This window comes from Cardinium endosymbiont of Culicoides punctatus (assembly GCF_004354815.1).
Lineage (GTDB): Bacteria > Bacteroidota > Bacteroidia > Cytophagales > Amoebophilaceae > Cardinium.
Window position 1 is genome coordinate 1 of record NZ_QWJI01000057.1, and the last position, 12,547, is coordinate 12,547.

General features: G+C 32.9%; 12 protein-coding genes. 9 read left to right on the forward strand and 3 right to left on the reverse strand.

Annotated elements, in window-relative coordinates; translation table 11 throughout:
• Positions 1-6 precede the first annotated feature (6 nt).
• The gene (locus CCPUN_RS04595; RefSeq protein ID WP_133282398.1) at positions 7-342 is read right to left on the reverse strand and encodes a hypothetical protein; all 336 of its coding nucleotides are present in this window, start codon (positions 340-342) and stop codon (positions 7-9) included.
• A 560-nt stretch (positions 343-902) separates the two neighbouring features.
• On the opposite strand from CCPUN_RS04595, the gene hisS reads away from it, so the two are divergent.
• The 6 genes from hisS (at position 903) to CCPUN_RS04625 (ending at position 7,359) form a co-directional block, all read left to right on the forward strand.
• On the forward strand, positions 903-2,294 hold the full coding sequence (gene hisS / locus CCPUN_RS04600; RefSeq protein ID WP_133282399.1) for a histidine--tRNA ligase: 1,392 nt from the start codon (positions 903-905) through the stop codon (positions 2,292-2,294).
• A gap of 4 nt (positions 2,295-2,298) precedes the next feature.
• Positions 2,299-3,141, forward strand: coding sequence for a metal ABC transporter permease (locus CCPUN_RS04605; RefSeq protein ID WP_133282400.1), 843 nt, complete (start codon positions 2,299-2,301; stop codon positions 3,139-3,141).
• Positions 3,142-3,273: 132 nt separating this feature from the next.
• Complete coding sequence (locus tag CCPUN_RS04610) at positions 3,274-3,618, forward strand: DUF3127 domain-containing protein (RefSeq protein WP_133282401.1); 345 nt, start codon at positions 3,274-3,276, stop codon at positions 3,616-3,618.
• Positions 3,619-4,008: 390 nt separating this feature from the next.
• On the forward strand, positions 4,009-5,568 hold the full coding sequence (locus tag CCPUN_RS04615; protein ID WP_133282402.1) for a phosphoenolpyruvate carboxykinase (ATP): 1,560 nt from the start codon (positions 4,009-4,011) through the stop codon (positions 5,566-5,568).
• A gap of 33 nt (positions 5,569-5,601) precedes the next feature.
• A complete protein-coding gene (rlmB, locus tag CCPUN_RS04620; protein ID WP_133282403.1) occupies positions 5,602-6,381 on the forward strand; it encodes a 23S rRNA (guanosine(2251)-2'-O)-methyltransferase RlmB in 780 nt (259 codons plus the stop codon).
• 480 nt (positions 6,382-6,861) lie between these two features.
• Positions 6,862-7,359 carry a gliding motility lipoprotein GldH gene (locus CCPUN_RS04625; RefSeq protein WP_133282404.1) on the forward strand — a complete coding sequence of 166 codons (498 nt, stop codon included), beginning with the start codon at positions 6,862-6,864 and terminating at the stop codon, positions 7,357-7,359.
• A 185-nt stretch (positions 7,360-7,544) separates the two neighbouring features.
• Here the strand turns inward: CCPUN_RS04625 and lptB are convergent, their stop codons facing one another.
• Positions 7,545-8,273, reverse strand: a complete 729-nt coding sequence (lptB, locus tag CCPUN_RS04630; protein WP_133282405.1) for an LPS export ABC transporter ATP-binding protein — start codon at positions 8,271-8,273, stop codon at positions 7,545-7,547.
• Positions 8,274-8,587: 314 nt separating this feature from the next.
• Positions 8,588-9,085 (reverse strand): hypothetical protein, encoded by a 498-nt coding sequence (locus CCPUN_RS04635; RefSeq protein WP_133282406.1) that lies wholly within the window; start codon positions 9,083-9,085, stop codon positions 8,588-8,590.
• Positions 9,086-9,688: 603 nt separating this feature from the next.
• Here CCPUN_RS04635 and CCPUN_RS04640 point away from each other — a divergent pair.
• The 3 genes from CCPUN_RS04640 (at position 9,689) to CCPUN_RS04650 (ending at position 12,518) form a co-directional block, all read left to right on the forward strand.
• The gene (locus tag CCPUN_RS04640) at positions 9,689-10,615 is read left to right on the forward strand and encodes an Rpn family recombination-promoting nuclease/putative transposase (RefSeq protein WP_133282407.1); all 927 of its coding nucleotides are present in this window, start codon (positions 9,689-9,691) and stop codon (positions 10,613-10,615) included.
• A gap of 341 nt (positions 10,616-10,956) precedes the next feature.
• A complete protein-coding gene (locus CCPUN_RS04645; RefSeq protein ID WP_165941968.1) occupies positions 10,957-11,829 on the forward strand; it encodes a PP2C family serine/threonine-protein phosphatase in 873 nt (290 codons plus the stop codon).
• A 140-nt stretch (positions 11,830-11,969) separates the two neighbouring features.
• A complete protein-coding gene (locus CCPUN_RS04650; RefSeq protein WP_133282409.1) occupies positions 11,970-12,518 on the forward strand; it encodes an ankyrin repeat domain-containing protein in 549 nt (182 codons plus the stop codon).
• Positions 12,519-12,547: the final 29 nt, after the last annotated feature.

The following is a 12,547-nucleotide window of genomic DNA, read 5'->3' on the forward strand; positions in this document are numbered from 1 at the left end:
GAAAAGTTATGGCGTAATCCATATACAGCTTTTAATTAAAAATGCGAAAGTCCTGTTAGTTTCATTTATACAACCAAAATAAACCGACCAATATAGAGGAATAGCTGTATTACTATCTTTAATGCTTTTAAAATCTGCCTGTAGCTTTAATAAGTATTGATCCATTAATTTTATATATTCTTCACTTTTTACAAGCCAATTAAGGTCGGTAATGTCATGCTCCTCTAATGGAGAATCGGAATCTATCTCTATAGCATTATATAATGAATCCCAATTTATTGGAGGGGCGTTTTGTTGCACTCCAAGTGATTGCTGTTTACAACTAATGGTAATGATGTACAATAGGCTTATGATGAAATATACATTTCTCCTACTTGCTTTTAGCAAGCAATAATAATAGTCCAAAATCTTAATGAGTTATTTTATTAGGTAAAGTAAATGCAAAAATATCAAAGTATACAATAGGAATAATTGAATAGTCAAAAAAACATCAGTAATTATTACATTAATAGTTAGATGTCGTTAACAAAAACAGCTAGGATAACACCATGCCACTACCACTATAAGATAAAGACTAGTGAACAAACATCATCATAACTGTCATGTAAGATTAGGTAAAATTACGAAAAAAATATTCAATTATACAATCACATAAGAAGTATTTATAATACCTAATTGGTATTTGCCCCCATGTATTTCTCCAAGGTAAAAGCCATCAAAGTATTGTGAATAATCTGATGATAACGTAAATTGGCGTTAACATACTTGCAATAGGATCGTGCTCCATTTTACCGAAATGAAAATGGAGTTTAGGCTGCTATTTTTTTGTATGGTGCTATAGGAACTTTATCTATTTGTCGTTTAGCACTGAAATATTTTTTATTACGCTTTATTAAAAATAAATGACGCTATTGCCAAGTATTGTAAAAGGTATGCGTGACTATAGTGCGCTTCAAGTGTACCGCCGCAATTACATTCTTTCAACGATCCGTGCTATTTATATGCGTTATGGATTTGAGCCACTTGAAACCCCTGCTCTAGAAAATCGTACTACCCTTACAGGAAAATATGGAGAAGAAGGGGAACAGTTAATTTTTAGTGTGCTTAAATCCGGAAATTTTTTAGCAGAAACAGAAATTGAATCTACAGACTACAAAAGTGTAAAACCGCTTATTAGTGATAAGGGACTAAGGTATGACCTAACGATTCCCTTAATCCGTCATATTGCATCTAATCAAAATCAAATTACCTTCCCTTTTAGAAGACATCAAACCCAAGCTGTTTGGCGTGCAGACAGGCCTCAAAGAGGTCGTTATAGGGAGTTTTTGCAATGTGATGCGGATATTATTGGAAGTACATCTCTGTTGTGCGAGGCTGAAATCCTAAAATTAATCTATGATGTGTTTTCAACATTACAGATACAAAATTTTCAAATTAAAATTAATCATAGAGGCATTCTTGCAGCCATTGCTGATGTTGAACAACAGAGTGAACAAGAAAAAGTATTTTGCACACTTGTAGACAAGATAGAAAAAATTGGATTGGAAGCGGTTTCTATAATGTTGCAAAAAGAGAATTTTAGCACAGAAACCATTCAGAACCTTCATGAACTTTTACAGTTTAAGGGAAATAATTCGCAACTGTTGGCACAGCTAGAAAAAACGATAGGCCATACGGAAAAAGGATCCATAGCAATAGTAGCATTGAAACAGATACTAGCATATGCCCATACTCTTGGTTTACCGAATGGTGAACTATGTTGTATAGATCCAGCCTTGGCAAGAGGATTGGCTTATTATACAGGATTTGTGGTAGAAACTACTGTAGCAAATACGGAAGTTGGAAGTTTAGGTGGAGGGGGTAGGTATTCAAATCTTGGAGATCTTTTTGGCGTAACAGGGCTATTTGGCGTAGGGTGCTCTTTTGGAATAGATAGAATATACGATGTCATGGAAGATCAAGGCCTGTTTGATTCAGTGGCGGCGTATACAACAGAGATATTATTAGTAAACCTAAGTAAACAAATAGAGCATCAGCTCATCAGCTTGTTAGGTACATTACGTTCGCATGGGCTTAATGTTGAAATCTATCCTGAGCATGCAAAAATAAAAAAACAATTATCTTATGCAGACAAAAAAAAGATCCCTTTTGTCATTATCTTAGGAGAAGATGAACTTGCAATGAATAAGTATAGATTGAAAAATATGAAAACAGGCGTACAAGACATCTATAATTGGACTGATCTTTGCTCAGCATTAGGATTAAAAAAAGAAATATTACCACCAAGGTCATAGGCATATGGAAGCAATTTGGACTATTATTATTGCAGCACTTGCTAGTATAAACTGTGCCTTGGTTGGCACCTATCTGGTATTGCGAAAAATAGCAATGATGGGAGACGCAATTGCACATGCAACACTTCCAGGTATTGTACTTGCACTGCTTATAACTGGATCTAAAAGTTCTCCCATATTAGTCTTTGGAGCTGGCATAACTGGTATTCTGGTTACCTTTCTGATAGCATTTCTAGAAAAAAACATAAGAATACAGGCAGATGCGGCTATTGGTATAAATTTTACTTTTCTATTTGCTGTAGGTGTAATATTGATTTCTTTTTTTAGTAGGAAGATAGATCTAGATCCTGAATGCAGCCTTTATGGTGAACTAGCCACCGCCCCTCTAGATGTCCTTAGGACAGTTGGTGGTACGAATCTAGGTCCTAAATCATTCTATATTTTATTAACGGTTTTAATCATTAACTTGATTTTTTTTATACTTGGATATAAATATTTATTTGTTAGTACTTTTGATGCGCAATTTGCAAAAAGCATTGGCATAAATACTACGCTGTGGCACTATGCTTTAATGGCTATAACATCTTTAACGACTGTGGCCACCTTTGAAGTTGCAGGAGCAATTTTAGTTGTTTCGCTTTTAATTGTACCAGGAGCAAGTATGTATTTAGTAACAAAATCACTAAAGTATTTGTTGTTTTACAATGTAATTTTTGCCATAATAGCATCTATTGGTGGCTATTACCTTAGCCTGTTTTCCAATAGTTCTATGGCAGCTGCTATGGTAACCATAGCAGGCGTATTGTTTTTGGCTACATTGATTTTTTCAAAATGCAAAAATAATTAGAATAGTATGTTGTAATTTTAAGGATCAGATTGTATGACAAGAAGACATCTAAGAGTATTTAAACCGTTAGTTGGTTACTTAACGTTTAACGCGATTATAAGTAGTTTAAATAAATAAAACATATAAATTATAATGAATATCACTGGAAAAATATTTGAAATAAATGCACCACAACAAGTATCTGATTCTTTTAGAAAAAGACTTTTTGTTATAGAACATACAGAAAATCCACAATATCCAGAATATGTCTCTTTTGAGCTAATTCAAGACAAATGCGACCTATTAGATGAATTTAGTGAAGGAGACGAGGTCACTGTACACTTCAATTTACGTGGAAGAAAATGGACCAATCCAGAAGGAGTAGTTAAATACTTTAATTCTTTACAGGCATGGCGTTTAGAAAGAGGAAATAAGGTAAGTGATTCGTCTGCTTCTAGTGCATCCAATATGGAGGAAAAGGATGATCTTCCATTCTAATAATTTATTAGCTACTGGCTATTAAATATAAATTAATACTGAATTTACTTATTAAGTATTACTTACTCATATGGTATTAGGTCTTTCGTAACCTATTGAAGTTCGTCAAGCTAACGTACATGTAATGCTTGCTTTTAGAATGATTCAAGGGATAGAAAAGTAGCTTTCTGGCATGCTTTTCTATCTATTTTGAAGTACGCTCTTTGTAATGGAACACGATAGGTATATTGTACCTTCTTAATAGGATTTTATAGAGCGTTATATAATTGAAGCTGCCAACTTTGGTAAACTTATTTGTACAATTAGATACAAAATGGTGATGTATATGTGTCACCAGATTAAACGCTACAATAAGTTTTAGTTTGGTTTTCTTAGTATTATAAAGTTTATATGTCCTCTAGAAAAAGTATGTACCTAGATTTATCTGTTCATGAACTTATTGAACAAGCCATCCAACGTGGAGAGGGTATCTTAGCTGCGAATGGTACTTTGTCTATAACCACTGGAAAGCGTACAGGTCGTTCTCCGAACGATAAATTTTTTGTTAAAACATCTGATACAGCCAATGAGATTGCTTGGGGAACCATTAACCATGGAATAGAAGAAAAAGTTTTTCAAAAATTATGGGATAAAACGCTTGACTATTTAGACACAGTTGATACATTTGTTTCTAATTTACAAGTTTGCGCTGACACTAAACATTATCTTCCCATTAAAATGATCAGTGAGTATGCTTGGCATAATCTATTTGCATGTCAATTGTTTATTCGTCCTCAAGATTTTTATGGTAAAGAAAATGAAAAACAAGAATGGACTATTCTGAGTGCTCCTGGCCTGCGAACTGACCCTGTTTATGATGAGACAAATAGTGACGCAACGTTAATCATCCATCTTACTGAACGTAAAGTGTTGTTATGTGGACATCATTATGCTGGTGAAATTAAAAAAGCCATATTTTCAGTTTTAAATTATTTATTACCTCCACAAAACGTTCTACCCATGCACTGCTCAGCTAATGTGAGTAAACAGGGTGATATCGCCTTGTTTTTTGGATTATCTGGCACTGGAAAAACAACTTTATCAGCAGATCCTAAACGCTATCTGATTGGCGACGATGAACATGGATGGAGTGAAGAAGCCATTTTTAACTTTGAAGGAGGCTGTTATGCCAAATGCATAGATCTGTCACCAGAAAGTGATCCCGTTATTTGGGAAGCCATTCGTTATGGAGCAGTGATGGAAAATGTGATCATAGACCCAATAACTTTAGAACCTAGTTATGACAATGCGAGTATAACACAAAACACACGAGTAGCTTATCCGATTGATTTTGTAAAACAACGGATATATAAACAACGAATAGACAGACATCCTTCCGTCATTATATTTCTTACTTGTGATCTGTACGGAGTTTTACCGCCAGTTGCTCGTTTAACACAGGAGCAGGCTACGTATTACTTTGTAAGTGGTTATACCGCTCTGGTAGGTAGTACTGAAGTTGATCAAGTAGAAACCATTAAAGCAACATTTAGTACTTGCTTTGGCGCTCCTTTTTTTCCTAGACCACCCGAAGTATATGCATCACTTCTCAAGCAACGGTTATCCAACAGTGCAGCACAAGTATATTTAGTTAATACTGGTTGGACACAAAGAAGTTATGGACAAGGTTATCGCTTTCCCATTGCCATAACGCGCAAAATTATACATGCAATTCTGCATGGCCATCTGAATGAAGCTGAATATAGTCTATTACCTGGTTTCAGGCTATCTATACCTAAAGCACTTCCTGATATTGATCCAATGTTATTAGATCCTAGAAAGAACTGGAAAAACGCTTTGGAATATAATGCAAAATTGAAAGAGCTTATCGTACAATTTTTAGAGAATGCACAACGTTTAAATTTCAGTCAAAGCATCCAGTCAGCTGGTCCAACACTCGAAGATCTCTAGCATTAACAGAAATTATGTAAAATCTATACAATTATGTCATATTTTTTTGCTAAAAATAACAGAAAAAAAACCACTACACACCAGCAAAGCCTTATCTTTGGCTCTAGAGCAGTTATGGAAACCATACTGGCTGGAAGAACCATAGAGAAAATTTTTCTGCAGAGAGCGTTAAAAACACCCCTTGCAAAGGAACTATACGACCTTATTTGTAAATATGAAATTCCTTTTAGTTATGTTCCAACGGAAAAGTTAAGTAGACTTTCTCATGGAAATCATCAAGGTGTAGTAGCTATTATATCTCCCATTGCTTTCGCACCTTTGGAAGTGATTATTCAAAATACTTTTGAAAAAGGGAAAATACCCTTGATCCTGATTTTAGATGGTGTTACAGATGTGCATAATTTGGGCGCTATTGCTCGTACAGCGCTCTGCATGGGGGTAGATGCATTGGTGATACCTAGTCATCGTAGCGCGTCTGTCTCTGGAGCAGCTATGAAAACTTCTGCAGGAGCACTGTCCATGTTACCAGTTTGCCGTGTTGCTAGTTTAAAAGTAGCATTGCAATACCTACAAGAAAGTGGACTGGCTATATTTGCCTGTCATGAAAAAGCATCTCAGGAATTATATACATCTGATTTAAGACTTCCTGCTGCTATTATTTTGGGCGGAGAAGATAGCGGAATAGCCGTAGAACATTTAAATTTAGCTACTTATCAAATTAAAATTCCAATTCGGGGGCCTATTGCTTCTTTAAATGTATCAGTGGCAACTGGCATGATACTTTATGAAGTATTGCGGCAACGTCTTTTATAATTCCTTATTTTTTCTTATTATACCTATCAAAGGTTTATAGTATGTCAAATGTATAAAAGTTTAAAAAGTGTAAAAAATTACCTAATTCTTAAATATTAGGCAATCTTAATATTGAGATACTCACGTACAGCATACATTTAAAATGTAAAGGAAAAATATTAGTATTTGTACCATAAGTGGCTTTATGCACATTTCTCTTTATATAAAATATTGATGTCTTTGTAGTAAATTTTGTGGTGGTGCTATAGTTATATATTGCTAATAACCAAGTAATTCCTCTATTTATACCAGTGATTATTATCATGATTGCGTTTTTGCATATTAGCAATGAAATATAAAATATACAGTAAAAGTTTTAGTAGTACATTTGCTGATATATTAGATATAATTAAAATATATTTATTTAATAATCAATGATTTTTATAAAAACCAAAAAGGGCTTTCGGAAGATCTGATCTATGTAAATCAACTTATTTAAATATGAAAAAAAAACAAAAGAGAATACCATTTTTAATCTGTTTTATTGCATTTTTTATGTTCGGGTGTGATAGTGATAATCTTATTCAAAAAGCATTTGAATTTCCACAATATTCATGGGATGTAGACAAAAAGGTATTTTTTGAATTTAATATAGACACTTCAGATCAGCCCTATGATCTAGTTTTGCTTTTGAATAATAATGCTACATATCCTTATCAGAATCTTTATATAAGATATTATTTAGAAGGAGAAGAAGTTTCTGAAAGTGCGATTATTGAACTACAACTATTTAATAAAAAAACGGGGAAACCATTAGGATATGGATGGGGAAAAACTAAATTACATCAGATTTGTTTGTTTTCTAATTTTATCTTTAAAAAAGCAGGAATATATAGATTTCAGTTAGAACATGTTATGCGTCAAAAAGTTCTATTGGGCATAGAACGTGTGGTACTTAACGTACAACCAAAAAAACTAAATAAAAAAGAAAATGAATAGGGTAAATAACCTTGAATATAAAGGACAGAGTTAAGGAAAAATTTATGGAGTAATCCATTGTTTGACTGGCTACGAAAGAGACTAGCACTTTATGTGCGATTTTGTAAACAATTTTGCACGTTTGTGTTTTTTAATTGACAAAAAAAGATCAAAAATAAAAGCTGTACTGGGTAAAGCGTAGATGATTAGTAACGTTTTAGCTCAAACTTTTCTCCAAGATAGAGTCGACGTACTTGTTCATCTTCTGCTAATTCTTCAGCAGTGCCCGCTTTTAGTAAAGTACCTGCAAACATTAAATAGGCTCTATTCGTTATAGAAAGTGTTTCATCTACATTATGATCCGTTATCAGCACACCAATATTATTGTTCTTAAGTTTAGATATCAGTAATTGAATTTCTTCTACAGCAATGGGATCTACTCCAGCAAAAGGTTCATCTAATAAAACAAATTTGGGATCCATTGCCAGAGCTCTGGCAATCTCTGTACGACGGCGTTCTCCCCCAGAGAGTACATTACCTTTACTTTTTCGTATATGCGTAATACTAAACTCTTCTAATAAATCATCTAGCTTTTCCCTACGTTCTTGTTTAGATAAGTTACGCATCTCTAATATGGCCATAATGTTTTCTTCTACTGTCAAATTTCTAAAAACAGAGGCCTCTTGTGGTAGGTAGCTAATACCTTTTTGGGCACGCTTGTAGAGGGGTAAAGTAGTAATACAAGTTTCGTCCAAATAAATATCCCCATTATTTGGCTTGATAAGTCCTACGATCATATAAAAAGTAGTGGTTTTACCGGCTCCATTTGGACCAAGCAGGCCCACAATTTCCCCAGAAGAAACAGTAAGAGATACTCCCTTTACTACTTTACGACCTTTATATTCTTTTACTAATGAATTGGCACAGAGTTTCATAAAAATATCTTAAGTATAAGGTATAAGACCTGTAGTATACACATATACACAGGTTTCTTTAACTCAAGCTATAAATTTAAGCGAATTCGTGGATAATCACTATGCTTGCCCAACAAGGTAAAATATTCTCTCTATTTTTTTATATAGAACAATAAAGTCCATTCATAGTTACCAAAAGGAGACTTCTTTCGAAACACATTATGTAACTCCATTTTTCCTATCCCTATCAACAAATATAGGGCCAAAAATTAGTTTCGAAAGAAGTCTGGTATGACTAAAGCTCCTGACTAAACATCCTTATCTATCTATCGTATTTAGTTTTTGCTACTAGTAGGAGTTTCTTCCATACTAGATTTTTTTACTAATTTTGATACACCGCTAGTTTTTATTTCACATGCACATACATCAAGAAATTCTTGATATGCCTTATGAATATCAAAAGCAAGTACCTTAGCTATATAATCGGAATGAGATTCTTTTTCTGGTTGCCATGAAGATGGCTCACAAGGATTATAACTCCTTAAATTTAAACTATTATTAATAACTTCCTGATCTTTTATTAAACTGTCTTTTATAACGAAACAATTCTGTTCAGTTATAGGATCAGCATCTTTAAAACAAACGCCATCTTCTAAAATAATGTCAAAAACAAAATTTGTATCAACTTGAAAATCAATTGGCTTTGATTTATATTCAATTCCAAACTTTGCTGTAATGGTTGTATTATCTCTTTGATAATCTATTAAGTTAATCGTAAATTCTTTCCCATGATAATGCATGGATATTTCTTTTTGTAGCTGAATAATAGGCATAATCGATTTATTTTTGGTTGTACAGTATCAATACCTTTATTGTCAAGATCAAAGTTCTTCATACTCATAATTACTACTAGAAGAACAAGCTTAGTTAAATATACTTATTCCTAAACCAATACGGTAATTAATGATTTTCTTAAACATTGCAATAAATAGTTTTTAAATTGACTTTATTACTCCACAAGTATAATAAAACATTTATTGATTGCACAATGTATTTATACAATAAAAATTCATAAAATTGTTTTTATAAAATAAGTTGATGATGGTATAAATATATGATGAAATAAATATTTGATATTGAGTATATTTTATTTCATTTGATAAAAAACGGTTAATTTTTTTCAAGCAAATACATTACAATAAAGATGTTCTAAATGGCTAATTAACGTATAAATAATGGCTTTAATAAAAACAAACAACAGAACTATTTATGCAAATAAATACTCATTCCCAAAACAAAAATACAAGGACAGACTTGAGCAACTTAGCGTCATATATTTATACCACTACCATATATTATTCTAATAAGAACGAATAATAAATTAAAAGATAATTAATAAATTAAATTTATTTCGTAACAAACTAAACAACCATCTTATGGAAAAGTTAACCCCAAGAGTAGACATCGTTTTTAAAAAACTTTTCGGTGTTGAAGAGAATAAAGATTTACTGATATCACTTATTAATGCTATCGTTCGACAAGAAGATCAAGTAGCAGATATTACGTTACTGAATCCTTATAACCATCGGAACTTTAGACAGGATAAGTTGTCTATCTTAGATATTAAAGCAGAGAGCTGTACAGGCAAGAGATTTAATATTGAAATACAGATTACCGATGCAAAAGACTACGATAAGCGCGCTTTATATTACTGGGCTAAGTTGTATACGGAGCAATTAGAGATCTCCAGAAGCTATGATATTTTATCTAAAGCCATCGGCATCCATATACTTAACTTTATCAGTATTCCTACATCAGAGAAGTACCATAATATATTTCATATTAAGGAGGTAGATAATGGTATGCATTATTTCAAAGACCTAGAATTACACACGATAGAGTTAAAGAAATTCATCAGTGATAAAGATTCAAAATTATCTGATATCGTATCAAAAGTAAGTAGTGGTTTAGACAGATGGGTTACCTTTTTATCCCGTCATGATTTGTTAAACAAAGAGCATTTACCCTCTGCATTAAATGACAGCAATATAAAAAAGGCCTTAGACGTATTAGACGTTATGAACTTTAATTCAGAAGAAAAAGAAGTTTATGAAGATCATTTAAAATGGATTCGCACAGAGGCCTTGGCTGTTAAAACAGCTGAAGAGAAAGGTGAAAAGATTGGTATAGAGAAAGGAAGAATAGAAGGAAAGGAAGAAGGTATTAAGTCTGAACGCTATGCAACAGCCTTAAAGATGTTACAGTGCAATATGGATATAGAAACCATATCAACGATTACTACCCTTTCTAAAGAAGAAATTATCTCTATTATTCAAGAAGGGGCTTTTGAAGAGATTGTGTAGATATACACAATTCATTTAAAATCTATCTTCAAATTTAATCATAAAATGCGCAATGGCCCTATTCCAATTATGCATTGGCATGGTCCATTTTCTAGGCATATAAGTAGTCCGTCTTGAGTATATCAAAGAACACAAAGGATTAAATCCGACGTGATGCTATTTTTTAGTGCGGAATGTCGTATAATTGTTGCATATAGGCATCTTTTTTTATACTGAGGGGTGTCAGTGGGTTCATAGACAAAAAACTATGTAATTTTCCTTATACCGTTATGTGTTTTTTTAGTTCCAACCGACGCTTTGATACAACTTCAAACATCATTTTTTTTATTGTATGTGTCATCATGCTATTTTTTATCTCTCCCCTAAAAGGTGATGTACCAAAAGATTTAGACAAACAGAAACCTGTTGGTGAAGTGTTGAATATCTATCATGTGTGGAATAAGCTTTCGGTAGCTATAGCGGGAAAAGGCAAAGAAAACAATGAAATAAAAAAAATAGGAACTCATATTTTCTCTTTTGGAGAAGATGCTTGTTTCGTTACGTTAACTAAACACATTTCCCCTAAAGCTATTGCATTAGGTGTAGCAGATGGTGTAGGCGGATGGAGAAAAAAGGGAATAGATCCAGGTGATTTTTCGAGAGCACTTGTAGGATATATGCAAAATGCTACTGCTATAGATCCTCAACAGATCATTCAAGAAGGCTATGATTGTTTGCTAGGAGAAAAAAAAGTGGCAGCAGGAAGTAGCACAGCTTGTGTAGCTACCATAGACAATTTGATACTTAAGTGGGCTAACTTGGGGGATTCTGGATTGAAGGTTATTAGAGATCAGAAAATTACACATGAAACCATTGAACAGCAGTCCCATTTTGATTGTCCTTTTCAATTATCCGTGCGCCCACCAGACTACAAACCTGGGAAGCGTCATCCATCAGATTGTTCTTGTGGAACCTATATCTTAAAGCAAGGAGACATCATCATTATGGCTACAGATGGTCTATTTGATAATGTAGACGATGCAACATTAATACAATGGTCTAATCTTCACCATAATACCACAAAAATAGCAGAAAGTCTCTTAATAGAGGCTATACAAAACAGCCAAAATCCTACCAAAGAATCTCCTTTTGAACATAAAGCAAGAGCATCTGGGAAAGTCCATTCTGGAGGAAAGGAGGATGATATTACAATCATAGTAGTTAAGGTTTTATAAGCCAGCCTAGTGGAATGTTAACCCTGCTCAAATAGGTATAAATTTGTAATTTTTTTTATTAAATTGACATAATAAATCCATGACATATAGTTGTTTTGGTATTCTTTTTATGTTTTTTACATTCCATTTTTATTAACATTATGTCTAAAAATAATTATTTATTAAAGTTAAATAAACGATTTTTGTGTGTTTTTGTATTATGTTTATTACATATCCTTATTACAGGCTGTACTCAAAAAGTATCAAATGTTTGTTTTAAAGAATCTACAACATGTCTGCTGCCTCAAGAAAAAGTTGTGTCAAAGGGATTAAAAAACAACAAAAACACATTTTATAGGTTTTTGCTTAATGAAGCAGTTGCGTTAAATGACATAAAGCAAATAAAAAAAATACTTAAGCAGCAAGGCTTATATAAGAAGAAAGTCTTATATATGATATTAAAAATACTTGGAAAGAAAACAGTCATGAATAAAAAAGACAGCTTAGATTTTACCCCACTTCATGTAGCAGCTTTTAGTAATTCTGGAAAAGAAATTATTGAAAAATTATTTCTTTATGAAACTGATGTACTTGAAACAGATGCAGATAGCAACACTGCTCTTCATTGGGCTGTTTATACTGGTAATATACCACTTATTGAAAATTTATGTGAACATAAAACTGATCAGGACTTTCGCATTTTTAATTAAAAGCTGTATATGGATTACGCCATAACTTT

What these genes read in the sequence shown, in the direction of transcription:
- CCPUN_RS04650 (WP_133282409.1), top strand. Translation starts at nt 11,970, where the DNA reads ATGTCTAAAAATAATTATTTATTAAAGTTAAATAAACGATTTTTGTGT.
- CCPUN_RS04635 (WP_133282406.1), bottom strand. Translation starts at nt 9,085, where the DNA reads ATGCCTATTATTCAGCTACAAAAAGAAATATCCATGCATTATCATGGG.
- CCPUN_RS04610 (WP_133282401.1), top strand. Translation starts at nt 3,274, where the DNA reads ATGAATATCACTGGAAAAATATTTGAAATAAATGCACCACAACAAGTA.
- rlmB (WP_133282403.1), top strand. Translation starts at nt 5,602, where the DNA reads ATGTCATATTTTTTTGCTAAAAATAACAGAAAAAAAACCACTACACAC.
- CCPUN_RS04615 (WP_133282402.1), top strand. Translation starts at nt 4,009, where the DNA reads ATGTCCTCTAGAAAAAGTATGTACCTAGATTTATCTGTTCATGAACTT.
- CCPUN_RS04625 (WP_133282404.1), top strand. Translation starts at nt 6,862, where the DNA reads ATGAAAAAAAAACAAAAGAGAATACCATTTTTAATCTGTTTTATTGCA.
- CCPUN_RS04645 (WP_165941968.1), top strand. Translation starts at nt 10,957, where the DNA reads ATGCTATTTTTTATCTCTCCCCTAAAAGGTGATGTACCAAAAGATTTA.
- CCPUN_RS04640 (WP_133282407.1), top strand. Translation starts at nt 9,689, where the DNA reads ATGGAAAAGTTAACCCCAAGAGTAGACATCGTTTTTAAAAAACTTTTC.
- lptB (WP_133282405.1), bottom strand. Translation starts at nt 8,273, where the DNA reads ATGAAACTCTGTGCCAATTCATTAGTAAAAGAATATAAAGGTCGTAAA.
- CCPUN_RS04605 (WP_133282400.1), top strand. Translation starts at nt 2,299, where the DNA reads ATGGAAGCAATTTGGACTATTATTATTGCAGCACTTGCTAGTATAAAC.
- hisS (WP_133282399.1), top strand. Translation starts at nt 903, where the DNA reads ATGACGCTATTGCCAAGTATTGTAAAAGGTATGCGTGACTATAGTGCG.